Here is a 24,985-nt window from a genome sequence, read left to right as displayed (position 1 = left end):
ACCGATGCGTCACCCGTCCGGGACTGGCTAGCGTCACTGCCATGGGGAAATTCGAATTCGGCGTCAGCCTGCGGCTCACGGCCGACGGCGCTGAGTGGACCGAAAAATGCCGGCGCGCCGAGGAACTCGGTTACGACCACCTGACCGTGCCCGACCATCTCGGGCCGGGGCGGTTGTCTCCGTTCCCCGCGCTCACGGCCGCCGCCGCGGTGACCGAGCGGGTGCGGGTCGGCACCTTGGTGTCCAATGTGCCCTTCTACAACCTGGCGCTCTTCGCCCGCGATGTCGCCACCACCAACAAACTCACCCAAGGCCGCTTCGAACTCGGGCTCGGCTCGGGCCACATGAAACACGAGTTCGACGACGCCGGGCTTCCGTGGCGCAAAGCCGCCGACCGGATCACGTACCTCACCGAAGGTCTCGCCGAACTGCGCACGCGCGTCGAGGACGAGGGCGGTATGCCGAAGCTGCTGATCGCGGGCAACAGCGACGGCGTGCTGAAGCTCGCGGCGGAACAGGCGGACATCGCCGGGTTCGCCGGTCTCCGCCAGGATCGCGGGCGTCCGCCGGGCACGTTCGTGCTCGACAACGACGTGACGATGGACGAACGGGTCGCGTATTTCCGTTCCCTCGCAGGGGATCGCGAGATCGACTACAACATGCTGATCCAGCGCGTCGTGGTCACCGATGATCGCCGCCAGGCCGCCGCGGAATGGCACGCCGAGACCGAGGAACGCAGCGCTGCGGACGTCGACGAGTTGCTCAAAGCGCCGCAGCTGCTCTTCGGCACAGTGGACGAAATGGTGCAGCAGCTGATCGCCCACCGCGAACGGTACGGCTTCTCCTACTTCACCGTTTTCGAGGCGATGCTGGAGACTTTCGCTCCGGTGGTGGCTGAGCTGCGAGGTCGCTAGCCGCCTGCACCTTCGCGACGGCGTCGCCAGCGATGAGTGTCAGCACCTTGCCGAGTAGACCGTCTGGCACAGCTTCGTCGTCGATGTCGGCTTCCACAGCCAAACCGTTGCTCAACGCGAGCAGCACGACGGCGAATTCCTCGGCAGGCAAAGGAAGTTCGAGGTCCAACCCCTCGGCGAGCCGGTTCAACGCACGCGCGATCGTGTCGCGAACCTCCCGGCGGCGCCGGCGCAATGCGTCGCGCCGCCGGTCGTCTTGGTGCGCCATCGCGAAAAACTCGGCCAGCAACCGGTGCCACACCGCGTCGGCGCGCATTTCGTACATCAGCACCGCGGCGACGTTCGCGAGCCCCGCGCCGCCGTCGTCCGCTTCGGCGAAACTCGCCAGGCTCGCCTCGAGGCGGTGCGCGGCGTGCTCTTCCATCAACGCCAGCACCAGCTCGTCTTTAGACGCGAAACTCGAGTAGACCGCGCCCTTCGTCAGCCCGGCCGCCGCGGCGACCTCGGTCAGTTTCGTCGCGGCGATGCCTTGTTCCCCGAACACGGCGAAGGCCGCGTCGAGGATGCGCCGCCGGGTCTCCGCCCGCGTCGGCCGCGTCCGGCCGGTCATCGGCTTCTCCCTCATCCGGGGGTTGACACTGGCTCAGCCCGCTCAATACCTTCAGGTATCCAATACCCACGGGTATCCAGTGTCAAGGACTCTGTCAAGGACGACAGGGAAGGACCGCTCCGATGAGGTTGCGCATCGTCCTGGCCGCCGCGGCATTGCTGACCGCCGCGTTCGCCTCCCCAGCCACCGCCGCCACGGCAGGCGGCGTCAACGATCCCGCGTGCCGGCCGAGCGCGGCGCATCCGCGTCCGGTGGTGTTCCTGCACGGACTCGGCGCGACGTCCTATGAGGACTTGAACTATCTGCAGGATCACGTCGCGGCCAAGGGATACTGCACCTTCAGCCGAACCTACGGCGCGTACCCGCAGTTCCCGGTCGTCGGCGGACTCCGCCCGATCGCCGACTCCGCAACGGAAATCAAGCAGTTCATCGGCGAAGTACTGACCGAAACCGGTGCGGCGCAAGTGGATCTGGTCGGCCACTCCGAGGGCGGCTTCCAATCCCTGTACGTCACGAAGACGCAAGGCATCGCGGACCGCATCGGCTCCGTGGTGTCGATCGCGCCGCCCACGCACGGCACCACGTTCGCCGGGCTGACGAAGCTGGCGTATCTGCTGGGCGCGCGCGACGAGGTCGGCAAGGCGCTCACCGCGTTCGGCTGCCCGGCTTGCGACAACCTGATCACCGACGGCAGCGCGGTCCAGACGCTCACGAACGGTCCCATCGCGCAGCCCGGCGTGCGCTACACCGTGCTCACATCGCGGTTCGACGAACTGGTCACGCCCACCGAAACGTCCTTCGTGCGCGAGCCGGGCGTCACGAACGAATACGTCCAGGACACCTGCCCGTTCGACCCCGTCGGACACATCGGCGAGGCCTACGACCTCAACGTCTGGAACCTGGTCACCAACGCGCTCGACCCGGCGCACGCCGAGAAATTCCTTTGCACCGCCGGATCCCCCGGCTGACACACAGCAAAAACCCGGTGGTGCCAACAAGCACCACCGGGTTCCACCATCAGTAAGCCAACGTGAACCGCGCCCGCGAGTGCTTCGGCTCCTCAATCTCGTCCAAGAACGCGATCGCCAAGTCCGCACCGCTGATGTGCGACCGCCCCTCGGCGTCGCTGACCAGCACGTCGCCGCCGAGACGGAACTTGCCCGTGCGCTCACCAGGGATCCAGGAACCGAACTCGGCCGCCGGGCTGACGTAGAACCAGTCGACATCCGCGGGAAGCTCGCGCAGCGCCTCCAGGACGAGGACATGGCTGCCCGCCTCCGGCTTGTACTCCTCCGGGAACTCCGGGGTGTCGATCACGCGCGGCCCGTCTTCGCTGACCCGCAACGAACCGGCGCCGCCGACAATCGCCAGCCGCGCGCCGTTCGCCCGGGCCGCTTCCACCAGCGTCGGCAGAGCGTCCACCAGGCGACGGCCCTCGTCGTCCGCGCGGCCCGGCGTCGCGATCACGAGCACGTCCGCGCCCTTGGCCACCGAAGCGACGAAGTCCGCGTCGTGCATCGACCCCGACCGCGCCTCGACACCGGAGGGCAAGCCCTCGGCCTTGCGCGCGACCCCGGTCACGGAGTGCCCGCGCCGCAGCGCCTCGTCGGTGATCCGGCCGCCGGCGAATCCCGTTGCGCCGAACACCACCAGCTTGCTCATTGCCGCTCCTCGAAAAGAAAGTCCGTCTCGTCGCAGCCGATGGTAAGGACGGGCCTTCGGCTACTTCAACGGAAGAAACGCACCCCGAGGTGAGCGTGCAGGTCAGCCGCCGAGCGCGGCGAACGCGGTGGCCAGTTTCGCCTTCACCGCGTTCGCGTCGACCGCCGACCGCACCTCGGCGACCGCCGTCGGCTTCGCCAGCACCTGGTAGCTCGCGGTGCGGTTGGGCAGGGTGAACTTGACCGAGCAGGACATCGTGATGGTCGCGTCCGCGGCGGCGTCGCCTTCCGTGGCGCAGGTTTGCGAGCCGAGCGAGTCCGCGCTGATCTCCACCGAGAGCTTGATGTGCACATTCGGTTTGGAGCCCGGCTGATTGCCGACGACGCTGTTCGAAACGTCCACAGTGGTCTTGCAGGAACCGACGTAATCCTGGCAGTCGAGTTTGTCGTTGAGCACCGTGACGCTCGCCTGCGCGAGCCCGTCGAACGGCTGCCCGATCGCGTCGACCGCGGCGTTGAAATCGGTGTGGAACTGCTTGATCTCCGCGACGCTGAGCGGCCGGACCCGGAACGCCGCGCCCAGCTTCGGGCCGCCGCGCGGGTCGAGCAGTGCCGGCGCGAACCCGGCGACCCGGTGCGGTTCGGCGGTGGTCACCTGGAGCGCGCCGCCGAGGTCGTACACCTCGGTGCCGTCCGGCAGCTTCTGCTTCTGCGGAGCGCCAGAGCCGAGTCCGCCGAGCGCCTTGCGCAGTTCGCCGGCGAGCTTCGGCGGGGCCAGCCGCGCAGCCGGGTCGACCGGCAGTTCGCTCCCGACGGTGTGCACCCATCCGCCGCCGAACTGGGTGCTGTTCTCCTCCAGCCCGTGCGACTTCCAGTAGTCCGCGTCGGCCGCGAGGTACAGCTGCCCGTCCGGTTCGGTGATCCGCACCGACTTGCCTTCCAGCGGCAGCGCGCCGAAGCCGTTGCCGTCGCGCGCGACGCGGTACGTCAGCGTCGCCGGGTTGCCGGCGCCGTCCTTCAGCGTCGCGTCGTACTGCAGCGCCGGTGCCTGCTCCAACGCCTGAAGCGCGGCGTCGACCGCCGTCTGCTGCTGCGCGCGCTGCTCGGCCAGCTGCCGGTCAGCGTCGGACAGTCCCGCCGTGCCGGTCACCGCGACCTGGCAGCCCGCGAGAAGCCCACCCAGCAGCACCAGTGCTGTCGCAGTCCATCTAGCCCGCATGTCGGCCGCCCCTCTTTCGCGGGAATCATGCCACCCCCAAGAGATCGACGGGCGGCACGGGAATTGTGTCGTCACCCACCCGCGAGGGGGAGCGTGGGCCGACCCGGTGGGTGCCCGCGCGGACCGGCTGGTTTACACTTCTCGGGTTGTCTCGGCGAGGCGGGTGCGCCTGTAGGTGCCCGGCGTGATCGACGCGGCGGCTCGAGAAGCCCCGTGGTCATTTCGCGCCCGCAATCTCGCCGCCGTGCACAACCGCCCCCGAGCAGAGATCGACGATCCCCGCCGCCCCCTGCCGCACGTCGTGTGATTGAAGGAGTGCTACACCGTGTCCGAGGTACGTCTTTCCGTCGAACCGCGCACCGAGTTCGGAAAGGGTGCCGCCCGCCGCACCCGTCGCGCCGGCAAAATCCCCGCGGTGCTCTACGGGCACGGCTCGGACCCGCGGCACTTCGCGCTGCCGGCCATCGAGTTCGCCCGCGTCGTCCGCGAGAACGGCACCAACGCCGTCATCACGCTCGACCTCGAGGGCTCCAGCGAGCTGGCGCTGACCAAGACCATCGTGGTCCACCCGCTCAAGAACTACATCGAGCACGTCGACCTGCTGGTCGTCAAGCGCGGCGAGAAGGTCACCGTCGACGTCCCGGTCGTCGTCACCGGCACCGCGGGCCCGGGCACCCTGGTCGCCCAGGACCTCGACACGATCCAGGTCGAGGTCGAGGCGCTGCACATCCCCGAGCAGTTCGAGGTCTCCGTCGAGGGCATCGAGGCCGGCACCCAGATCACCGCGGGCGAGGTCACCCTGCCCGCCGGCGCCGAGCTGGTCACCGACGCCGAGGCGCTCGTCGTCGCCGTCAACGAGGCCCCGCGCGGTGCCGCTGACGAGGACGCCGAAGCCGAGGAAGCCTCCGCCGAAGCTGCCGAATAAGCTCTCTTTCGTGAGCGAAGACGTGCCAGGGGCCGGCGAGCAGATTCTGCTCGCCGGCCTTGGCAATCCCGGGCCGCAGTACGCCGGGAACCGGCACAACGTCGGGTTCATGGTGCTCGACGAACTGGCCGGCCGGATCGGCGGGAAGTTCAAGGCGCACCGCAGCGGGGCCGAGGTGCTCGAGGGCAGGCTCGCGGGCGCCCGCGTCGTGCTGGTGAAGCCGCGGTCGTTCATGAACCTCTCCGGCGGTCCGGTGGTCGGCGCGGCCCGGTTCTTCAAGGTCCCGCCGTCCGGCGTCGTGGTGGTGCACGACGAGCTGGACGTCGATTTCGGCGCGCTGAAGCTCAAGCTCGGCGGCGGCGACAACGGCCACAACGGACTGCGGTCCATCACCAAATCGCTCGGCACGCGTGACTACTACCGCGTGCGCTTCGGCATCGGGCGTCCGCCGGGCAGGCAGGATCCGGCGGATTTCGTGCTGAAGGATTTCTCGACGGTCGAGCGCAAGGAGCTCCCGTTCGAGGTCGACCGGTGCGCGGACGCGACCGAGGCGTTGATTTCGCGGGGGCTGGCGGCGGCGCAGAACGCTTTCCACGCCGCCTGATTTTTTGCCCGGTTCCGCCCCAATGTGGCATTGGGTGCATCTGACGCACCCAATGTGGCGTTCGGTGCGTCCTACGCACCCAATGCCACATTGGGGAGTTCAGGCCCCTCCGCACGTTGTGCGTGTGGGTGAGCGGCTGTGGCCGTGCGTGATGGAATTCTCACTCGATGGGCGGCTTCTGGGGCCCTGATCGAGTCGTCCGGGCGGCTGCGGGCTTCCCGGGGTGGCCGGGACCGGTTAGGACGGATTCAGGAGAACGCATCACCCCGACCCCTGAATCGGAGAATGATCCATGTCGTTTACCGCCGAGGATCTCGCTGAGGTCGCTTTCGGTAACGCCCCGATCGGCCGGCGCGGCTACGCCAAGCAGGAGGTCGACGACTTCGTGCGGCGGATCGCCAAGACGATCGCCGACGAGGACGACCTCACCGCGGCCGAGGTCCACCACGTGCTGTTCTCCAAGCCGTTGATCGGCAAGCGCGGGTACGACGAGCGCGAGGTCGACCAGTTCCTCGACGAGGTGGAGGCGCAGCTGGCCGAACTGTCCGGAAGGCGGGCCCCGATGATCCCGGGAAGCCGCGACCACACCGAGGCCACCGCGGGACGCGCCTCCTGGCCTGTTGTCGCCGAGGCACCGGCCGAACGGCTGCCCGGCCGGTAAAGACCTAGACGCGAAGGCCGCTGCGATCCCTCGCAGCGGCCTTCGTCGCGTTCCGGCGCGGAAAAGATCAACTATCGGCGTTCTTAGCGATCTTCTCCGCGTACTGCACCGCGGTAGCCGCCCGCTTCACCTTGCCGGAAGGGGTCTTGGGCAAGCTCCCCGCCGGAAGCACCACCACCGCGAAGGGGCGCATGTCGACCGCGTCTCGGACCCTTGCGGCGATTTCCTTGGACAGGCGGGTTTCCTCGGCGGCGTCACCGGCCAGTTTGGATTCCACGACCACGGCGAAGCGTTCGCGGCGGCTGCCCGCGTCCAGGCGGACCGCGACCGCGTTGCCCGCCCGGACGCCGTCCACCGAGCCCGCGGCGCGTTCGATGTCCGTCGGGTACAGGTTGCGGCCGCCCATGATGATGACGTCCTTGCGCCGGCCGCAGATCACGATCTGGCCGCCGGCCAGGTAACCCAGGTCGCCGGTCTTCATCCAGCCGTCCGGGTCCTGGGTGTTCAGCGGGCCGTTGACGGTCAGGTAGCCCGGGGTCACGGCCTCGCCGCGCAGGCGGATCTCGCCGACCTGGCGTTCGCCCAGAACCGCACCGGATTCGTCGACGATGTCCGCTTCAAGTCCGTCCAAGGGGCGGCCCAGCAGGGCGAATGAGCGCACCTCGTCCGTGCCGCGCCGAGGGTCGCCTTCCGGGACCGGCACTGCGCGGTTGTCGGCCTCCAGGGCATCCGCTTCGACGACGTCCAGGGTGAGGCCGGTGAACAGCGGCGCGAACGAGACCGCCAGCGTCGCCTCGGCCATGCCGTAAGCGGGGAACACGCACTCGGGCGGCATCTTGAAGCGCTTCCCGGCGTCCACAAAGGTCTGCACGGCCGTTTCGTCGATCGGCTCCGCGCCGTTGAGGGCGATGCGCAGCTTCGACAGGTCGTAGGCATTGTCGTCCTCGACCCGGGCCATGCGCTTGCCGACGATGGCGTACGCGAAGTTCGGCGCGGCCGTCGTGGTGCCGCCGTATTTGCTGATGAGTTCCGGCCAGATCAGCGGACCGGTCAGGAATTCGACCGGGGTGATCTTGACCAGTTCGACGCCGAAGGTCATCGGCACGGTCAGGAAGCCGACCATGCCCATGTCGTGGAAGGTCGGCAGCCACGACACCATCACGTCGGTGTCGAACTCGAACTCCGCGCGGTCGACCATCGCCTTGACGTTGGTGTACAGGTTGCCGTAGGTGATCCGGACGGCCTTCGGTTCCGCGGTGGATCCGCTGGTCAGCTGCAGCAGCGCGGTGTCGCCCTCTGCGGTCTTCACGATCTCGGCCAGCGGTTCGGCAGCGGCCAGTTCGGAGATCAGCCGGTAGCTGATGCCCTTGCCCTCGAGCACCGGGGCGAGCTGGTCGAACGGTTCGCCCAGCACGACCAGCTCGGCCCCGATCATCTCGAGCACCTTCACCGTGTCCTCGGCCCATTCGGCGAGGTCGGTGCGCGGCGTCGGCTGGTGCAGCATCGTCACGCTGCCGCCGGTGAGCCACACCGCCTGCACGGTCGGCGCGATGAGCACCGGCGCGGCGGCCAGCACCGCCACCGCGCTTCCCGGCTTCAAACCGCCGCTGACCAGCCCGCCCGCGATCCGGCGCGCTTCGTCGTGCACCTGGGCCCAGGTCCGGCGCACCGGCTCCTTGGGCTCGCCGGTCACCATGCCGCGCCGTTGCCCCCGGTCCGCCGCAGTCCCGACGAGTGTGTCCACAAACCGACTCATGTGCGTCAGATTACTGTCCGGTTTTTCCCGCCCCGCCCGCGGCGGCGTGAACAGCGGATGTCCGGCGTCAGACGGGTTGCGGACGCACCCGGTCCAAGTACGCCTGCGGCAGCTCGTCGCGGGTCAGTTTCCGGAATTCCAGCGGCCCGGACGTGTACGAATCCTCTGCGGTGATCAGGCCGTCCTCGTCGACCGGCCACACGATCAGCTGCCTGCTGACATACAGGTAGTCCGCGTCGGCGTCGTCCGCCGGGAAACCCATCTGCTGCGCGGTCGCGCCTGGCAGGAGCATGTGCAGATCTCCCTCGGTGACCAGAGCATGATCGTCAACAATGAGGCGGTCCATCCGGTATTCGAGGTGGTTCGCCTTGCTCGCCACGAAAGCCGCGTAGTACTCGCGGACGCCGTCGTGGCCCTTCGGTCCGCTGTCGCCGCTCGCGCCCCAGAAGTGATACGCGGCGTCCTTGCTGACCGTCGCCATCAGGCGATCGAGGTCCGGCTCGGCTTCGGCCTTCATGTGTTCCAGGACGATCTCGAGCACCTGCCGGTGCCGGGGATTCGTGGTCGTCTCGAGCCGCTGTTCGAGCATCTGCCAGGTGCGGGTGGGGTCGATCATGGGCGTCCCTCCGGGAAACGCGCGTCGTTGCGCGTGCTCGATCGTCGCTGGCGAGCCCCGGCGGGTCAGCCGACGCGCGTCGCCGGATCCGGCCGGTCGGCGCGACGGGCGTCGCCTACCCGACGTCGCCCAGCGTGCGATCCGACGTCACCAATCGCCGGGCCAGCAGCGCGAACGTCGCTTGGAAGCGGTCCATCGCGTCTTCGAGCCGCCAGCCGGTCGCCGCTTCGATCCGGCCCAGGCGAGCCGCGACGGTGCTGTGGTGGAGGTTCAATTCGGTTGCCGTCCGCCGGAGCGCGCCGAAGACGCAGTACGACTCAAGCGCTTCCACGTCGAGTGCTCCGCCGGGCGTCCGGGCATGGGTTTCGAGCGCCGCTACGCCGGGGGTCGCCGCGAGTTGGGACGGCGGCAATTCCGCAAGCAGGACAAGGACTCCGAGCGGTCCGTACGGTACGGCTCGGCGACCGAACACAGTGGACGATGCGAAGCGCAGCGCGGTGCGGGCTTGCTGCCAGGACACGGGCGCGTCAGCTGCCGCGGCTGGCTCGCCGATGCCGATCCAGATGTCCACGGCTCGGTCAAGTCCCGTTGAAGCCGGATGGCGGGCGGCGAGGTCGTTGTGCAAGCGCCCGGCTAACTCGCGCGGCGCTGGGCCGCCTTGGGTCAGCGCGAGGGTCAGGCGGCCCAAGCGGTGGTGGTGCAGCCGACCGGCTCCGGCGCGGGCGAGCGCGTCGAGGCCGTCTTCCGGAGCACCGGCTAGCACCAAAGCGGTGACCGGCTGGTCTAGGTCGTAGCCAAGCAAGTGCAGGGCGCGCAAGCGATCCCGGCGTTGTTCGCGGGACGAGACGGCGATCTCCAGCAGGCCGGGTTCGCCGAGCCGGAGCGACGGACTGGGCCGGGTGGTGCGCAGGGCGCGGCGAAGCTGGTCGAGCAGGACGACGTCGAGCGGATGCGGTGCGGGCCGGTCGATCTGGACGTCGTCCAGCGGCGGTCCGGAAATCGGCGAGCCCGCGCCGTCGAACCAGACGGATTCCCCGCCGAGGACGGCGCCGACCGGGCAACCCGCGACGAGCGCCGCCGACCGGACCACCGCGTCGGGCGCGAGGCCGGTCAGCGCGTCGAAATGCGCGATCAGCCGCAGTACCGACGTGGTGTCGGCGCGCAGCATCGACAGCCGCGGAACGTCGTCGTCCATCCGCCGATTGTCACTCGGCGAGTTCGGACGTCTCCAGCCACCGCGCCTCGACGTCGTCCTTCTCCGCCAGGACGGCCTTCAGGTCGGTGTTCAACTCGATCAGCTTCTCCGGGTCGGTGGCCGCCTCCGCCAGCGCGGCGTGCAGCTTCTCTTCCCGCTTCGCGAGCTGGTCCAGCTTCCGTTCCAGCCGACTCAATTCCTTCTGCGCCGCACGGGTTTCCGCCGCACTGCGCTTGGCCTCGGTCTTCTCCGCGGCCGGTGCCTCGCGACGCGGCGCTGCTTCCTTCGCGCGGGCGCGGCGCTGCAGGTACTCCTCGATGCCACCCGGCAGGTGCGTGACCTTGCCGTCGCCGAGAAGCGCGTACGTGGCGTCGCAAACCCGCTCGACCAGGTACCGGTCGTGCGAGACCACCACCATCGTGCCCGGCCAGCCGTCGAGGAGGTCTTCGAGCTGCTGCAGGGTGTCGATGTCCAGGTCGTTCGTCGGCTCGTCCAGCAGCAGCACGTTCGGCTCGGCCATCAGCAAGCGGCACAGCTGCAACCGGCGACGCTCGCCACCGGAGAGGTCGCCGACTGGTGTCCACTGGCGGGCGGCCGGGAAACCGAGCTTCTCGCCGAGCTGCGACGCGGTCATCTCCTGCTTGCCGAACACGACGCGGCCCGCGATCTGCTCGATCGCTTGCAGCACGCGGAGATCGGCGGGCAGGTCGTCGAGTTCCTGGCGCAGGTGCGCGAGCGCGACCGTCTTGCCTTGCACCCGGCGTCCGGTCGGCGATTCGACGTCGCCGCCCAGCAGTTTCAGCAGCGTGGTCTTGCCGGAACCGTTCACGCCGACGAGGCCGATCCGGTCGCCGGGGCCGATCCGCCACGTCACGTAGTCGAGCAGCGTCCGGTCGCCGACCCGCAGCGATGCGTCTTCCAGCTCCAGCACGGTCTTGCCGAGCCGGCGCTTCGCGAACGCCATCAGCTCCACGGAATCGCGCAGCGGCGGCACATCGGCGATCAACGCCTCGGCGGCCTCGACGCGGTAGCGCGGCTTCGACGAACGCGCCTGCGGACCACGCCGCAGCCACGCCAATTCCTTACGCGCCAGGTTCTGCCGCTTCTCCTCCGCGGTCGCGGCGAGGCGGGCACGTTCGGCGCGCGCGAAAATCCAGTCGGCGTAACCGCCTTCGTACTGCTCGACCCGGCCGTTCGCGACTTCCCAGGTGAGGCTCGCGACGGTGTCGAGGAACCACCGGTCGTGCGTCACGACCACGACCGCGATCCGGCGGCCCAGCAGGTGATCGGCGAGCCAGCGCACGCCTTCGACGTCAAGGTGGTTAGTGGGCTCGTCGAGCACCACGAGGTCCAGTTCGCCGGTCAGCGCGGCGGCCAGCGCGACGCGACGGCGTTCGCCACCGGACAGGTTCGCGGTCGGGGTGTCGAGGCCGATCGCGGTGATGCCCAGACCGTCCACAATAGACCGGACGCGCGCGTCGGCGGCCCATTCGTGCTCGGCGCCGTAACGCTGCAGCACCACGTCGCCGACCGTGCTGCCCGCGGGCAGCTCCGTGCGCTGGGTGACGACGGCCATCCGCAGGTCGCGCACCTGGCTCACCCGGCCGGAATCGGGCTCGCTCAGTCCGGAAAGGACTTCGAGCAGCGTCGTCTTGCCGCCGCCGTTCAGTCCGACGACGCCGATGCGCTGCCCCTCGGCGACACCGAGGGAAACGTTGTCCAGCAACGGCTTCACGCCGTAGGACTTGCTCACCGATTCCAGGTTGACCAGGTTGGCCATCCGGATCCTTTCCACTGTGGACTGTTGATTCAAGCTTGGTTTCAGGCGGTGGTTCAGGCGTGCACGCGCGGGGGCGCGTTGCGCGGCGCGTCGTCGCCGCCGACCACCCGGGCCCCGGGCACCGGCCCGTGCGCGACCCGGACCGTCCGGCACACTCCCGCGCCGGACAGCTCCGCAGCCACCTCGACCGCGGTTTCCGCGTCGGAGCACAGGAACGCGCACGTGGGCCCGGAGCCGGACACGCATCCGGCCAGTGCGCCCGCGTTCACCCCGGCGCGCAGCGTGCGGCGCAGGCCGGGCCGCAGCGACACCGCGGCCGCCTGCAAATCATTGCCGAGCAGCAGCGCGAGCTGGCGAGGATCCCCCGACGCGAGCGCCTCCACGACCGGCGTGTGCGACCCGATCCGCGGCGGCTTCCCGTCGGCACGCAGCCGGTCGAGTTCGCCGAACACTTTGGGGGTGGACAGGCCTTCCTCGTCGAAGGCCAGCACCCAGTGGAACGTGTGGCGCGCGAGCACCGGCACGAGCTGTTCGCCGCGACCGGTGCCGAGCGCAGTGCCGCCGTACAGCGCGAAGGGCACGTCGCTGCCCAGGCTCCCGGCGATGGTGGCCAGCTCGTCGCGCGTGACGTCGAGCTTCCACAGCGACGAGAGCCCGACGAGCGCCGCCGCCGCGTCCGCACTCCCGCCCGCCATGCCGCCGGCGACCGGAATGCCCTTGCGCAGCACGATTCGCACCTTCGGCGCATCCGCGTCCGGCCGTCCGGCGTAAGAGGCCAGCTCGCACGCCGCGCGCCAGGCGAGATTGGTGCCGTCGGTGGGCACCGTGCGCTCCCCCTCGCCGTACACCTCGAGCCCAGGCTCGTCGGCGGCCGCGACGGTCACCTCGTCGGTGAGCGAAAGCGCCTGGAAGACAGTGACCAGCTCATGGAACCCGTCCGCCCGCAGGTCCCCCACGGCCAGGTGCAGGTTGACCTTGGCCGGGACCCGGACGGTGACTGGTGGCGGAACGACTGCGAGCACCCGTCCAGCCTACGTGGCACCGCCCCGCCGGGGCTCACCAGGAGAAAAACCCGCCCGGAATCCCGGGCAAAGTTCAGGACACCTGTCCTAACAGTCCGGACACGCGCCCCAAGAAGCTGACCCCGGGGACAATCCACGACGGCGAATGCCCCGCCCGCCGAGCGCGACACCCTTCCCGCGCGCCTCCCCCACAACCTCCGACCGCGACCGCGCAGATTCATCGCCACCGCCGCTAATCGCGTTGGCAGCAGCGGCGGTGGCGTTGGTGGCAGCGGTGGCGATGGTGGCGATGGCGGCAGTGGCAGTGGCAGTGGCAGTGGCAGTGGCAGTGGCAGTGGCAGTGGCAGTGGCAGTGGCAGTGGCAGTGGCAGTGGCAGTGGCAGTGGCAGTGGCAGTGGCAGTGGCAGTGGCAGTGGCAGTGGCAGTGGCAGTGGCAGTGGCGATGGCGATGGCGATGGCGATGGCGATGGCGATGGCGATGGCGATGGCGATGGCGATGGCGAAAAAATCAACCAACCTCACGAAAACCGCAATGCGGATCGGGACCACAACGCGGGATCGCGCCGGCGTTTGGGGGCTGACCGGCGTGATAGGCCGAAGGCCCGTCACGCCGGTCAGCCCCCAAACGCCGGCATAAAAGCGATCCCGCACGCGGCGGCGGAGCCGACGCCAAAAAACACAGCTGGTGAGCTACCCTGCCAACTCAAACACCACGGGCCGCCCCGTACGGAGCGGCCCGTGAAACGTCTTGCAGCAGAAGGTAAATCAGGCAGCAACCACACTCTGCGGCCCACGAACCACCTGACTGACAAACGCCCCCCGATCAGAAATCCAAGACAGCGCAGCCTCAGCCCGCTCCCCACGCACCCCCAACCGGAACCGAGCAATCGGCGTATCCCCAATACGGGTGAGCCCACCACCAATAGTGGCGAGCTCCACATCGAAGCGACTAGCCGCCTCAGGCAGCAACGCACCCACCGACGCGAACCCGATCAGCACGACGTCGACCGCGCGGTCGTACTTCGCGGACTGGGCGCGCGAGGTCTCGATCGACGGCAGCACTGCCTGCGCGGTCCAGCTGTCCGGCGTCGAGATGAGGTCGAGCACCGTGCCGCGTTCGACGATCGCGCCGTTGTCGAGCACCGCGACGTCGTCGCAGACTCGGCGGACGACGTCGGCGTCCGGCGTGGTGACGACGACCGTCACGCCAAGCTCGGCGCGCGCCCGGTCGAGCACGGCGAGCACCGCGCCGGCGTCTTCCGCTGAAACTCCGGCGGTCGGGTCGTCGGCGAGCAGCACGGCCGGTCCGGCGGCGAGCGCCTTGGCGACCGCGACCCGGCGGAGCTGGCCGTCGGTGAGTTCTTCCGGCTTCTGCGCGGCGCGCGGGGTGAGGCCGACCAGGTCGAGCAGCGAGCCGACCCGGCTGCGCCGCTGTGGGCCGTCGACGCCGAGTTGCTCCAGCGGGCTGGCGATGTTGCCCGCGATGGTGCGCTCGGCGAGCAGCTCCGGCTTGGTCCCGACGACCCCGAGCTGGCGGCGGATCTCCCGCAGCCGCTTGCCGTCGAGGGTCGCGGTGTTGAGGCCGTCGAGCCGCACGACGCCGCGGTCGGGGCGCTCCTGCAGCGCGATGCAGCGGGCGAGGGTGGACTTGCCGGAGCCGGACGGACCCACGATTCCGAACAGCGAGCCGGCTTGCACGTCAACGCTCACGTCGCGCAGTGCGGCGACACGATTTCCGTGGAAGGGAAAGGACTTGGACACGTTTTCGACAGTGATCACGAAAGGGCTCCAGGCAAACGAGGCGCGGCGCCGGATCCGGGCGCGCCAAGGCGTCATCGAATTACCGTCCACAGTGGACGGCGCAAGAAACTGCGGAAAAAACGATCAGGCGATGACCATGGAGCGTTGACACGCGGATACCGTGCGGCGACCTTCGTCGACTACGCGCCGGCGGGTCAGCAGGAGCGGGCGGGTGACCCTCTTCATCGAAAACAGCCTCCATCGGTCCTGGCGGTAGCACCTGCCCTGCGGAGGGTGGTTGCTGCGACTTCGGCGAGCCAGGTCTCTCAGTCGCTCGGGATGGACGCTTTCGAGTAAAGCCGATCCCATTGGCTGAACGCAAGCGCGTTGGTGCAGATCACACGTCTGGTGGTGCCCGCATACCGGAACAGCCCGTCCAGGACCCGGAAACCCGGAACCTCGGTTCCCGAACATTGCCTCGACCTGCGGAACCCTCGCGACGGCCCCCGGCCGCGAACGAGTTCGTTCCACTGTGGACGATCAAGAATCTTTGTGGAACAAGAGTTTTCCCGTTGTCAAGTGATGCGCACTCCCAGGCCTCGACGCCCGGGGTGCCGGGTCCGCGATCGGGTCGAGATAGGTCACCGAAGCGAAGCACCTCGAACCGGCGACGCTGAACAATCCGGGCCGGGGAGCAATCAGGCTCCCCCGAATGCCACGGCCTTGACGAGCCGCCCGTCACAGGTAGCGGGCCATTTCGGCCGCGCTCGAGCGATCACCGAGAGTAGCTGCGAGGCCCGGAATGACCCACGATCAGCGACGACGCAAGATCATCAGGCCACACGCCGAAATCAAAGCCGCGCACCCGGAATACCCGCCGCGCCGCCGCAGTTGGACGTCACAAGCGAGCGCCGTGGGAGGGGGTCAGTTTCCGGCTGCCGCGATCCGCGCGAACGCGTGCACGTCCAGCTGCTCCCCGCGCGTCTTCGGGTCGATCCCCGCTTCGGCTAGCAACTCGCCAGCCCGCTCGGCGGAACCAGCCCACCCCGCCAGCGCGGCCCGCAAAGTCTTGCGCCGCTGCGAAAACGCCGCGTCGACCACCGCGAACAACCGCGCGCGATCCACCCCGGACACCGGGTCAGTCCGGGTGAACGAAACCAGCGCGGAGTCGACGTTCGGCACCGGCCAGAACACCGCGCGCGGCACCGCGGCGACCTTGCGCGCCGGTCCGTACCAAGCGAGCTTCACGCTCGGCACGCCGTAAGTCCGGCTGCCCGGCCCGGCCGCCATCCGATCGGCGACCTCGGTCTGGACCATCACGAGCCCGCTGCGCAGCGACGGCAGCTCGGCCAGCAGATGCAGCACCACCGGCACCGCGACGTTGTACGGCAGGTTCGCCACGATCGACACCGGCTCAGCGGGCAGATCAGCTGCCCGCACGCGCAGCGCGTCGGCGCCGACGACGGTCAGCCGCTCCGCCGCCTCCGGGGCGCGCTCGGCGACTGTCTGCGGCAGCCGGGCGGCCAGCACCGGATCGATCTCCACGGCGACGACCTGAGCGCCAGCGGCGAGCAAGCCCAGCGTCAGCGACCCGAGACCGGGTCCGACCTCCAGCACGACGTCCCCCGGCCGCACACCGCCGAGTTCGACGATACGGCGGACCGTGTTGGGGTCGTGCACGAAGTTCTGCCCGAGCTTCTTCGTGGGCCGGACGTCGAGTTCGTCGGCCAGCCCGCGGATTTCGGCAGGCCCCAGCAGTTCCACCACCGGACGAGCCTACCCAGCGCCGTCGCGGCGACGACAACGCGGCGGACAAAAGCAGGCGGCCGTGAGCGCGAAGCTCACGGCCGCCTGCCGGAAAAACCGAGGGTGCTCAGGCCTTGTAGCCGCAGCCCCAGGCGCTGTAGCCGCCGCGCGCGTCGCGCACCTTCTCGGCGGTCGCGATCTGCTGCTCGCGGGTGGCCTTGTCGGCCGTCGGGGCGTACTGCGTGCCGCCGTAGGCCGCCCAGGTCTGCTTGTCGAACTGGAGGCCGCCGTAGTAGCCGTTGCCGGTGTTGATCGACCAGTTGCCGCCCGACTCGCACTGCGCGATGCGGTCCCACACGCCGGTGTCGCCGATGGCCGGGGCCGGCGGCTTCTTGGTGCCGACCTTGATGATCTTGGCCTTGGCCTCGACCAGGGTCTTCTCCGAGATCTGCTCGCGCGAGACCTCTTCGCCGTTCTTCTTCGTGACCTTGTAGGTCACCAGCTTCTTGCCCGGCGTGCCCGGGTCCTCGACGCTCTGCTGGCCCTGCAGCTGCGTCGGGTCGTCGACCTTCTGCACCTCGGGGTCGATGGTCTCTTCCTGGTTGACCATCGACACGCCCATGCGGCTGACGTGGACCTCGGCGCCGTTCTTGAGGCTGACGTCGAGGCCGCCGTCGATCGCGTCGTCCGGGCCGAGGTTCAGCTTCAGGTCGGAGACGAGCTCCTTGGTGGTCACCGCGTTGGTGCTCACCTGGCGGGGCGCGTTGGTGCCGTCGAAAAGCGTGATGTGCTTGAGGGTCTTGACCTGGACGGTCGACCCCTCGAGCGGGAGGTCGCCGGACGACGGCATCGACGTCCACGCGCCCTGGGAAAGCATGCTGCCCATGCCGAGCTGGTTCATGGCCTCGCCGAGCGTGGTCGCCCGGACCCAGGAGGGCCGCGACACGCCGTCCACGACGAGGTTCAGCTGACGGCCGCGCTCGAGCTTGATGACGCCGCCGTCGCCGACCGCCGCCTGCGGCGAGGGCGAAAGCGCGTCGTGCTCGCCGACGGACAGGCCCGCGTCCTTGAGGACGTCGCCGACGGTGCCGCCGAAGCTGTGCACGGTCTGCTGGTGGCCGTCGACGTCGACGGTGATGCTCTTGTTCATCGCGAGCGCCGCCGCGCCGCCACCGCCGACGGTGACCAGCAGCGAAAGCACCGCGCCCTTGAGGAAGCGGCGCTTCCAGGTCTTGGTCGCCTCGCGCAGCCCTTCCTCGACCGCGGCCTTCTTGGCCTGCGGGGAGGCGGTGCGGTCTTCCTCGACCTCGTCCGGGAGGACGAGCGGGGGAAGCATCGTGGTTTCCGCGTTGATGAGGCGGATCAGCTCGTCGACGTCGACGTCGATTTCCGACATCAGCATGTCGGCGTCCGGGCCGAGCGCGGCGAGCACGTCCTGCTCGGTCACGCGGAGCTCGTCGGAGAAGTCAAGCTGCCCGTACGCGGTGTCCTCGAGCTCGCGGTCGAGCACGGCCACCGAGGACGGGGCGGAGGAGAAATACGCCGTACCCGCGTCAAGACGCGAGTCATCCTGCCGACTACCAGTCACCGGGTCGTTCCCTTTCCCAAGACATCGCGCGTGTTTCGCGCGTCGTCCTTCGTTCGCGACGCACCCTCGGGCGCGCCTCTCAAGTCCGACACCCCCAGCCAGCGCCATCGTCACGGTCCCAGGTCGTACCAACCCCGGTTCCGCTTCCCCGACGTGCACTGACGTGACTGGTGGGCGTATCAGCCGGCTCCGCTGCGCGGAACCGACCGGCACGATCACGGGACAGTAACGGGTGTTGGCAGGTTGCGCAAACACCCCCCGGAGTGTCGTGACTTGCGTCACTCATCAGGTGGACGAATGCACGGTCTCGAATGTCGCAATCCGTGCAACCCGTTGTGACACTGAGGAATCAGGCAGGCAGCTGATATGCGCGTTCGGCAGTGGTCCGGACCGCTTCGGCCACTTCGTGGACCGCTTCGCCGCGCAGCTGAGCGAGGAAGCGAACGGTGTAGGCGGTGCAGTACGGCTCGTTCGGCCGCCCACGGTAGGGATGAGGCGTCAGAAACGGCGCGTCTGTCTCAGCGAGGAACTGCCCACGCGGCACGATCCGCGCGGCCTCGTGCAGCCCGCGCGCGTTCTTAAAGGTGACCGTGCCCGCGAAGGACAAGATGTAGCCCTTGTCGATACAGCGGCGCGCGATGTGCTCGTCGCCGGAGAAGCAGTGGAAGACGACCGTCTCAGGCGCGCCTTCCTCGTCGAGGATGCGAAGCACGTCTTCGTGCGCGTCGCGATCGTGGATCATCAGCGCCTTGCCGAGCCGCTTCGCGAGATCGATGTGCCAGCGAAACGCAGCCTGCTGCGCATCGTGCGGCGAGTAGTCCCAGTAGTAATCGAGCCCCGTCTCGCCGACCGCGACCACGCGCTCCCCGCGCGCCAACTGCTCCACTTCGGACTGTTCAGCGGTGCCGAATTCCTTGGTACGCGTGGGATGAATAGCCACCGCAGCAAACACCCGCGAGTCCCACGTGGACGCTTCAGAGGCCCAACGCGCAGCCGCAAGATCGTCGGCAACCGTGACAACCCGCGCGACCCCAGCCCGCTCGGCACGGTCGACCATCTCGGCAACGTCAGCCGCAGTCTCCGCCCCGCACGCGTCGAGATGAGTGTGCGCGTCCACCACCGTCACCGGCAGCCGATCAGGAATCGGGGGAAGTTCGCGCTTCTCGTCACCCATGGCCCCCAAGCTACTGCGCGGTGCCCCCAATGTGGCATTGGGTGCATGCCACGCACCGAACGCCACATTGGGTGCGTCTGACGCACCCAATGCCACATTGAGGTTTTTTCATCTTGGTTTGTGCTGGTCAGGGTGTTGGGTGGGGTGTTTTTTGGTGATATTGAACGAGGACGAGCAGTGCGCGGAGCAGTCTGGTGGCGTGGCGGGGGTTGAGGCGTAGTTTGTCGAGGATTCGCCAGGTTTTGAGAGCGGCGAAGGCTCGTTCGACGGCGCAGCGCAGTCCGTTGAAGACGGAGTTGGAGATTTTTTCGGCGTCGGTGAGGGGTCGGTTGGTCTCGGCTTTGACGGGCGTGATCACGATCGGGTCCGGGTTTTCCGCGGCGATGACGCGGCGGGCGCGGAGGTCTTTGTGCAGTCCGTGGTAGCCCTTGTCGCCGCCGAGGGCGAGGCCCGCGGCGGCGAGGCGGTCGAGGAGGCGGTGGCGGCGGGCGGCGGTGATGTCGGCGGTGCTGCCGGGCAGCGCGCAGGAGAGCCAGAGCAGCCGGCCGCGGGTGTCGGTGAGGGCCTGGAAGTTGAGGCCGTGGCGTTTGTGTTTGCCGCTGTAGTGGCGGCGGTTGGCTTTCCCGGTGCGCCGGCGGGTGCGGACCAGGGTGCCGTCGACCAGGACCAGGGTGGCGCCGGCGGCGCGCAGCCGGTCCAGGACCCGGCCGAGCCGGGGCGCGCGGGCGGCCAGCAGCGAGACGAGTTCCAGCACCCACCGGCGCAGTGTCGAGGCGGAGATCCCGTTGCCGCCGGCCAGGTCCTGCAGGCGCTGGTCGTGGCGCAGCACCGCCAGCGCCAGCAGCGCCTGCCTGCCCGGCGACGCTTTGCGCCACCGGGACCCGACTCTCCTGCGGTGCTTGCGGATGAGGTCGCCGGCCATCGCGACGGTCTGTTTCGACACCGGAAGAACGCTCTGATAAACAAGGGACTCGAAGCCCTCGGTCGTTTGCTGACTCACATCCGCGAACCCTGCCGGGGGCTTCGCCTATCCCCGGGCCCGCCGCGCCCGGCATTCAGGTGCCACCCGCACAGACACGGCACAACATCCCCGCAGCACCAACCACACCCCACCCCCGCAACCCACCCCCACCAGCAACAACAGGATGAAAAACCCTCATTGGGGCGCTAGCCCCGCCCCCAACCGCACCGACGCACCCAACGATCGAAGCACCCACCCCGCCCCCAACCCCGATCCAAAGCCGCCCTGCGGTTCGGGGGTGCTTGTCAAGGCATCTTTCCCGCCTTGACAAGCACCCCCGAACCGTCAGCACAATCGGGCATCGGGGGTGGGGGCCGCCCAAAGCGGCAATGTCGCCGCCAGGCGACGAGCCGCCCCCGAGACCTCAGTCAGTCACGATCGGAGCCCACTCCGGCCCAGTCTCGCCCAACTTCGGATCGAGCTTCGTAAACAACGGAGTCGGCTTCTCCAACGGCCGCCCAACCTCAATCGGCCGAGACTCCCACTTAGCCTGCTCCCCGGCGTAATCCCCGGTCAGGATCGGATTAACCCGCCCAGGCAGGTCAAGATCCTCAACCTCCTGCAGCTCAGGCTGAGCAGCCCAAACCCCAGTCCCACCCAGCGCCTCATGCACCTTCTGCGCCGAATGCGGCAGGAACGGCGTCAGCAACGTGTTCGCATCACTGACCACCTGCAACGCCGTGTGCAACACAGCATCCCGGCGGTCCGGATCCTCCTTGAGCTTCCAAGGCTCCTGATCCGACAGATACCGGTTAGCCGCCGTAACCACCCGCATCGCCTCAGCCGCGGCCAACTTGAACCGCGACCGCGCAAGATGCCCGCCAGCAGTCTCGAACGCCTGCCGAGACAACGCCTTCAGCTCCTCATCCGCCGGAGCAGGCGCAGTAGGAGCCGGAATCGCTCCATTGTTCTTGTGCGCCATAGAAATCGACCGGTTAACCAGGTTGCCCCACTCGTTGGCCAGCTCGAAGTTCGTCCGCCGAACGAACTCGTCCCACGTGAAGTCCGTGTCCTGAGTCTCCGGACCGGCCACCGAAATGAAGTACCGCAGCGCGTCCGGCCCGAACTCCCGCAGGAAGTCGTGCACGTAAATGACGGTCCCCCGGGACGTAGAGAACTTCGACCCGCTCATGGTGAGGAACTCGCTGGACACGATCTCGTCCGGCAGGTGGAGCTTGCCGTACTTGCCCGGCTCGCCGCCGCGATCGCCGTCGCCGTTCTGGCCGAGCAGCAGCGCGGGCCAGATCTGGGCGTGGAAGGTGATGTTGTCCTTGCCCATGAAGTAGTAGGCGCGCGCGGCGTCGTTGGCCCACCACTCCTGCCACGCGTCCGGGGTGCCGTTGCGGCGCGCCCATTCGACGCTCGCGGAGAAGTAGCCGATGACCGCGTCGAACCAGACGTAAAACCGCTTGAGCGGCTGGTCGCGCCAGCCGTCGAGCGGGATCTTGACGCCCCAGTCGAGGTCGCGGGTGATCGGCCGCGGCCGCATGTCGTCGATCAGGTTCTTGGTGAAGTTGAGGACGTTCGGGCGCCAGTCGTTCTTGGTGCCCAGCCAGTCGCCGAGGGTCTGGGTGAACGCCGGCAGGTCCAGGAAGTAGTGCTCGGTCTCGACGAACTTCGGCGTCTCGCCGTTGATCCGCGACTTCGGGTTGATCAGCTCGGCCGCGTCGAGCTGGTTGCCGCAGTTGTCGCACTGGTCGCCGCGCGCGCCGTCGTAGCCGCAGATCGGGCAGGTGCCCTCGATGTAGCGGTCGGGCAGCGTGCGTCCGGTGGACGGGCTGATCGCGCCGCGGGTGGTCTTCGGGACGACGTAGCCGTTGCGGTTGAGCGCGAGGAAGATTTCCTGCGTCACCGCGGCGTGGTTGCCGGTGGTGGTGCGGGTGAACAGGTCGTAGGAGAGGCCGAGGCCGCGCAGGTCCTCGTCGATCTGGCGGGTGTACTTGTCCGCGGTCTGCTGCGGGGTCATCCCCTCTTTGTCCGCCTGGACGGTGATCGGCGTGCCGTGTTCGTCGGTCCCGGACACCATGAGCACCCGGTTGCCGGCCATTCGCTGGTAGCGGGAGAAGACGTCGGACGGGACGCCGAATCCGGACACGTGGCCGATGTGGCGGGGGCCGTTGGCGTAGGGCCAGGCCACCGCGGTCAACACAGGGGTGCTCATACCTGTTTAGCCTACGGATGCGCTCCAGGGCGTTTCGTGGTGGTCGGGGAAGGGAGAGCCGGTGTCGGCGACGCGTCTGCTGGTGCTCGGGGTCGTGCGGATGTTCGGCCGCGCGCACGGCTACCAGGTGCGCCGCGAACTGCTGTCGTGGTCGGCGGACAAGTGGGCGAACGTCCAGCCCGGCTCGATCTACCACGCGCTCAAGAAAATGGCCGCCGAGGACCTGCTGGAGAAGATCGACGTCGAGCCGGGCGACGGCGGCCCGGACCGGGTCGCTTACCGGCTTTCGCACGCGGGCGAGCAGGAGTTCCAGGTCCTCATCGCGAAGGGGTTGTCCGATCCGAGCGCGAGCAACGCGGAGTTGTGCGCGGCGGTGAGCTTGATGCCCGCGCTCCCGCGGAAGTACACGATCAGCCTCCTCCAGCAGAACCTGATCCACTTCGAGGCGGAAGAGCGCCGGTCGCGATTGAGCCTCGAGGACGACACCTGGGGCAAACCGGCGCACGTGACCGAACTGTTCCGCCTGTGGGGCGGGATCGCCAGCGCGAGCCGGGAATGGCTCAGCGGGCTGATCGGCAGGCTCGAGGCTGGCGAGTACGTGATGGCCGACGACCCCGGTTCGCCGTTCACGCCGTCGGCTCCTGAGTAATCAAATTTGACTAAGCCGCTTCTCTCGGGCACAGTGTGCGCGTCAGCTAGTCAAGATTGACTAGCTGATCTTCTTGGGAGGAGAGGGGCAATCCATGATCACGGCACGCGGACTCGAGCGGCGGTTCCGCCGCAAGGGCCGAGCCGGTGGCGAAGTGCACGCGGTGAAGGGGGTCGATCTCGACGTCGAGGCGGGCGAGCTGGTCGGGTTCCTCGGCCCGAACGGGGCGGGCAAGACCACGACGCTGCGCATGCTCACCACCCTGTTGAGACCGACCGCGGGCACGGCGACCGTCGGCGGGCACGACCTGCTCACCGACGCGGCGGGGGTGCGCCGCAACATCGGGTACGTCGCACAGGGCGGCGGGACCGCGCCCGAATCGCGCGTCGGCGAAGAGCTTGAGCTGCAGGGCAGGCTGTACCGGATGAGCAAGGCCGACGCGATCGCGCGCGGCAAAGTGCTCACCGAGCAGCTCGACCTGGCCGGGCTCGAACAGCGGGCCACGAAGACGCTGTCCGGGGGTCAGCGGCGCAGGCTCGACATCGCGATGGGGCTGATTCATTCGCCGGGGCTGGTCTTTCTCGACGAGCCGTCCACCGGGCTCGACCCGCAGAGCCGGGCGAACCTGTGGGAACACATCCGGCGGCTGCGGGCGGAACAGGGCGTCACGATCTTCCTGACCACCCATTACCTCGACGAGGCGGACGCGCTGGCCGACCGGCTGATCGTGATCGACGACGGCCGGATCGTCGCCGAGGGGCATCCGGACGCGCTGAAAGCGCAGGTCTCCGGCGACAGCGTGGCGATTGAGGTGGATCCCGAATCCGCCCCGGCCGCCGCCGACCTGGCCCGGCAGCTGCCCGGCGCGCACGAGTTCGCCGTGCGCGGGGGGTCGATCCGGTTCCGGGTGCCGCGCGGCGACACCGCGATGCCGGAGCTGCTGCGCGCGCTCGACGCCAAGGAAATCGCGACGACCGCCATGCAGGTCACGCGGCCGACCTTGGACGACGTATTCCTTACTCTCACCGGCCGGTCGCTGCGCGAAGCGGAGCAGCCCGCGGCGACGGAACCGGAGGCGTCCGATGCTGCGTGACACCTGGCTGATCTTCCGCCGCGACATGGCGGGCGCGCTGCGGAATCCGGCGTGGCTGCTGATCGGGCTCGCCCAGCCGCTGCTGTACCTGTTCTTCTTCGGCCCGCTGCTGGTGAAATCGCTCAGCGCGCAGGGGATGTCCGAGGTCGACGGCTGGATGGTGCTCACGCCCGCGCTGATCGCGCAGCTGGCATTGTTCGGCAGTTCGTTCGTGGGCTTCGGGCTGCTGGCCGAATTCCGGTCCGGCGTGGTCGAGCGGCTGCGTGTCACCCCAGTGCACCGGGCCGCGCTGCTGCTCGGGAAGGTGCTGGCGAACGCGTTGCAGGCGGCCGTGCAGGCGGTGCTGATCATCCTGCTCGCCTACCTGGTGTTCGACCTGAACGCGCCGTTCGGCGGCGTGCTGCTGAGCCTGGCGATCGTGTTCCTGCTCGCGCTCACGCTGGCGTCGTGCTCCTACGCGCTGGCGCTCACGCTCAAGAGCGAGGAGGCGTTCCCGGCGCTGCTCAACGCGGTGCTCATGCCGTTGCTGCTGTTGTCCGGGATCCTCATCCCGATCACGTCCGGGCTGGCGCCGAAGTGGCTGTACACGATCTCGCAGATCAACCCGTTCCGGCACGTGGTCGACGTGGAGCGCAACAGCTTCCGCGGCGACTTCTCGATGGACGCGCTCTTCACCGGGGGCGTGGTCGTGCTGGTCATGGCCGTTTTGGCGGTGTGGTGGGGAACGCGCACCTTCAAGAAGGAAAACGCCTGATCAAAGCGTATCGACACGCCGGGAAAGGTCACCCCGCTCCGGATTTCCGGACGTAGGGTGGCCTTTCACCCGTCGTGGGGCTTGTCAGGGGTGCGT

At 68.7% G+C, this 24,985-nt stretch carries 23 protein-coding genes and 1 riboswitch; of the genes, 9 read left to right on the top strand and 14 right to left on the bottom strand.

Features of this window, described 5'->3' with window-relative positions; all coding sequences use genetic code 11:
• Positions 1 to 41 precede the first annotated feature (41 nt).
• Entirely contained in the window at positions 42 to 914 is an 873-nt protein-coding gene (locus AB5I40_RS32640; RefSeq protein ID WP_370934054.1) for a TIGR03621 family F420-dependent LLM class oxidoreductase, read from the top strand.
• On the opposite strand, the gene AB5I40_RS32635 is transcribed toward AB5I40_RS32640, so the two are convergent.
• Positions 850 to 1,524, bottom strand: coding sequence for a TetR/AcrR family transcriptional regulator (locus AB5I40_RS32635; RefSeq protein WP_370934053.1), 675 nt, complete (start codon positions 1,522 to 1,524; stop codon positions 850 to 852). The genes AB5I40_RS32640 and AB5I40_RS32635 overlap by 65 nt on opposite strands.
• 122 nt (positions 1,525 to 1,646) lie before the next feature.
• Here AB5I40_RS32635 and AB5I40_RS32630 point away from each other — a divergent pair, with 122 nt between their 5' ends.
• The gene (locus tag AB5I40_RS32630) at positions 1,647 to 2,492 is read left to right on the top strand and encodes an esterase/lipase family protein (protein ID WP_370934052.1); all 846 of its coding nucleotides are present in this window, start codon (positions 1,647 to 1,649) and stop codon (positions 2,490 to 2,492) included.
• Between the two features lie 49 nt (positions 2,493 to 2,541).
• Here the strand turns inward: AB5I40_RS32630 and AB5I40_RS32625 are convergent, their stop codons facing one another.
• Both AB5I40_RS32625 and AB5I40_RS32620 read right to left on the bottom strand, forming a co-directional pair.
• Positions 2,542 to 3,186 carry an NAD(P)-dependent oxidoreductase gene (locus AB5I40_RS32625; protein WP_370934051.1) on the bottom strand — a complete coding sequence of 215 codons (645 nt, stop codon included), beginning with the start codon at positions 3,184 to 3,186 and terminating at the stop codon, positions 2,542 to 2,544.
• 102 nt (positions 3,187 to 3,288) lie between these two features.
• A complete protein-coding gene (locus tag AB5I40_RS32620; RefSeq protein ID WP_370934050.1) occupies positions 3,289 to 4,404 on the bottom strand; it encodes a hypothetical protein in 1,116 nt (371 codons plus the stop codon).
• Positions 4,405 to 4,729: 325 nt separating this feature from the next.
• On the opposite strand from AB5I40_RS32620, the gene AB5I40_RS32615 reads away from it, so the two are divergent.
• The 3 genes from AB5I40_RS32615 (at position 4,730) to AB5I40_RS32605 (ending at position 6,594) form a co-directional block, all read left to right on the top strand.
• Positions 4,730 to 5,329: a 50S ribosomal protein L25/general stress protein Ctc gene (locus AB5I40_RS32615; protein ID WP_370934049.1), complete on the top strand. Its 600-nt coding sequence runs from the start codon at positions 4,730 to 4,732 to the stop codon at positions 5,327 to 5,329.
• A gap of 10 nt (positions 5,330 to 5,339) precedes the next feature.
• Positions 5,340 to 5,933, top strand: a complete 594-nt coding sequence (pth, locus tag AB5I40_RS32610) for an aminoacyl-tRNA hydrolase (protein ID WP_370934048.1) — start codon at positions 5,340 to 5,342, stop codon at positions 5,931 to 5,933.
• 292 nt (positions 5,934 to 6,225) lie between these two features.
• The gene (locus AB5I40_RS32605) at positions 6,226 to 6,594 is read left to right on the top strand and encodes a DivIVA domain-containing protein (protein WP_370934047.1); all 369 of its coding nucleotides are present in this window, start codon (positions 6,226 to 6,228) and stop codon (positions 6,592 to 6,594) included.
• 67 nt (positions 6,595 to 6,661) lie between these two features.
• Here AB5I40_RS32605 and AB5I40_RS32600 read toward each other — a convergent pair whose 3' ends face one another.
• The 5 genes from AB5I40_RS32600 to AB5I40_RS32580 all read right to left on the bottom strand — a co-directional run bounded on the left by AB5I40_RS32600 (position 6,662) and on the right by AB5I40_RS32580 (position 12,963).
• Positions 6,662 to 8,350, bottom strand: coding sequence for a fatty acyl-AMP ligase (locus tag AB5I40_RS32600; RefSeq protein WP_370934046.1), 1,689 nt, complete (start codon positions 8,348 to 8,350; stop codon positions 6,662 to 6,664).
• Between the two features lie 67 nt (positions 8,351 to 8,417).
• Positions 8,418 to 8,966: a nuclear transport factor 2 family protein gene (locus tag AB5I40_RS32595; RefSeq protein WP_370934045.1), complete on the bottom strand. Its 549-nt coding sequence runs from the start codon at positions 8,964 to 8,966 to the stop codon at positions 8,418 to 8,420.
• Positions 8,967 to 9,081: 115 nt separating this feature from the next.
• Positions 9,082 to 10,161: a PucR family transcriptional regulator gene (locus AB5I40_RS32590; RefSeq protein ID WP_370934044.1), complete on the bottom strand. Its 1,080-nt coding sequence runs from the start codon at positions 10,159 to 10,161 to the stop codon at positions 9,082 to 9,084.
• A 10-nt stretch (positions 10,162 to 10,171) separates the two neighbouring features.
• Positions 10,172 to 11,941, bottom strand: a complete 1,770-nt coding sequence (locus AB5I40_RS32585; protein ID WP_370934043.1) for an ABC-F family ATP-binding cassette domain-containing protein — start codon at positions 11,939 to 11,941, stop codon at positions 10,172 to 10,174.
• A gap of 53 nt (positions 11,942 to 11,994) precedes the next feature.
• Positions 11,995 to 12,963 carry a 4-(cytidine 5'-diphospho)-2-C-methyl-D-erythritol kinase gene (locus AB5I40_RS32580; RefSeq protein ID WP_370934042.1) on the bottom strand — a complete coding sequence of 323 codons (969 nt, stop codon included), beginning with the start codon at positions 12,961 to 12,963 and terminating at the stop codon, positions 11,995 to 11,997.
• 256 nt (positions 12,964 to 13,219) lie between these two features.
• On the opposite strand from AB5I40_RS32580, the gene AB5I40_RS32575 reads away from it, so the two are divergent.
• Positions 13,220 to 13,600 (top strand): hypothetical protein, encoded by a 381-nt coding sequence (locus tag AB5I40_RS32575; RefSeq protein WP_370934041.1) that lies wholly within the window; start codon positions 13,220 to 13,222, stop codon positions 13,598 to 13,600.
• Positions 13,601 to 13,728: 128 nt separating this feature from the next.
• Here the strand turns inward: AB5I40_RS32575 and AB5I40_RS32570 are convergent, their stop codons facing one another.
• From AB5I40_RS32570 to metG, 6 genes are all read right to left on the bottom strand, one after another.
• Complete coding sequence (locus tag AB5I40_RS32570; protein ID WP_370934040.1) at positions 13,729 to 14,742, bottom strand: methionine ABC transporter ATP-binding protein; 1,014 nt, start codon at positions 14,740 to 14,742, stop codon at positions 13,729 to 13,731.
• Between the two features lie 216 nt (positions 14,743 to 14,958).
• Positions 14,959 to 15,049, bottom strand: a riboswitch (SAM riboswitch).
• A 578-nt stretch (positions 15,050 to 15,627) separates the two neighbouring features.
• Entirely contained in the window at positions 15,628 to 16,470 is an 843-nt protein-coding gene (gene rsmA, locus AB5I40_RS32565; protein WP_344280340.1) for a 16S rRNA (adenine(1518)-N(6)/adenine(1519)-N(6))-dimethyltransferase RsmA, read from the bottom strand.
• 106 nt (positions 16,471 to 16,576) lie between these two features.
• Positions 16,577 to 17,959 carry a transglycosylase family protein gene (locus AB5I40_RS32560; RefSeq protein WP_370940659.1) on the bottom strand — a complete coding sequence of 461 codons (1,383 nt, stop codon included), beginning with the start codon at positions 17,957 to 17,959 and terminating at the stop codon, positions 16,577 to 16,579.
• A 427-nt stretch (positions 17,960 to 18,386) separates the two neighbouring features.
• Entirely contained in the window at positions 18,387 to 19,211 is an 825-nt protein-coding gene (locus AB5I40_RS32555; RefSeq protein WP_370934039.1) for a TatD family hydrolase, read from the bottom strand.
• Between the two features lie 127 nt (positions 19,212 to 19,338).
• Positions 19,339 to 20,154, bottom strand: coding sequence for a transposase family protein (locus AB5I40_RS32550; protein ID WP_370933256.1), 816 nt, complete (start codon positions 20,152 to 20,154; stop codon positions 19,339 to 19,341).
• 442 nt (positions 20,155 to 20,596) lie between these two features.
• The gene (gene metG / locus AB5I40_RS32545) at positions 20,597 to 22,393 is read right to left on the bottom strand and encodes a methionine--tRNA ligase (RefSeq protein ID WP_370934038.1); all 1,797 of its coding nucleotides are present in this window, start codon (positions 22,391 to 22,393) and stop codon (positions 20,597 to 20,599) included.
• A 61-nt stretch (positions 22,394 to 22,454) separates the two neighbouring features.
• Between metG and AB5I40_RS32540 the strand changes: the two genes are divergently transcribed.
• The 3 genes from AB5I40_RS32540 to AB5I40_RS32530 all read left to right on the top strand — a co-directional run bounded on the left by AB5I40_RS32540 (position 22,455) and on the right by AB5I40_RS32530 (position 24,889).
• Positions 22,455 to 23,042, top strand: a complete 588-nt coding sequence (locus AB5I40_RS32540; protein ID WP_370934037.1) for a PadR family transcriptional regulator — start codon at positions 22,455 to 22,457, stop codon at positions 23,040 to 23,042.
• Positions 23,043 to 23,136: 94 nt separating this feature from the next.
• Positions 23,137 to 24,135 (top strand): ATP-binding cassette domain-containing protein, encoded by a 999-nt coding sequence (locus tag AB5I40_RS32535; protein WP_370934036.1) that lies wholly within the window; start codon positions 23,137 to 23,139, stop codon positions 24,133 to 24,135.
• Positions 24,125 to 24,889, top strand: a complete 765-nt coding sequence (locus AB5I40_RS32530; protein ID WP_370934035.1) for an ABC transporter permease — start codon at positions 24,125 to 24,127, stop codon at positions 24,887 to 24,889. Before AB5I40_RS32535 ends, AB5I40_RS32530 begins: the two co-directional genes overlap by 11 nt.
• Positions 24,890 to 24,985: the final 96 nt, after the last annotated feature.

Source organism: Amycolatopsis sp. cg13 (assembly GCF_041346965.1).
Lineage (GTDB): Bacteria > Actinomycetota > Actinomycetes > Mycobacteriales > Pseudonocardiaceae > Amycolatopsis.
The sequence above is the reverse complement of the archived record's forward strand: the minus strand, read 5'-3'. Positions and strand labels throughout refer to the sequence as shown.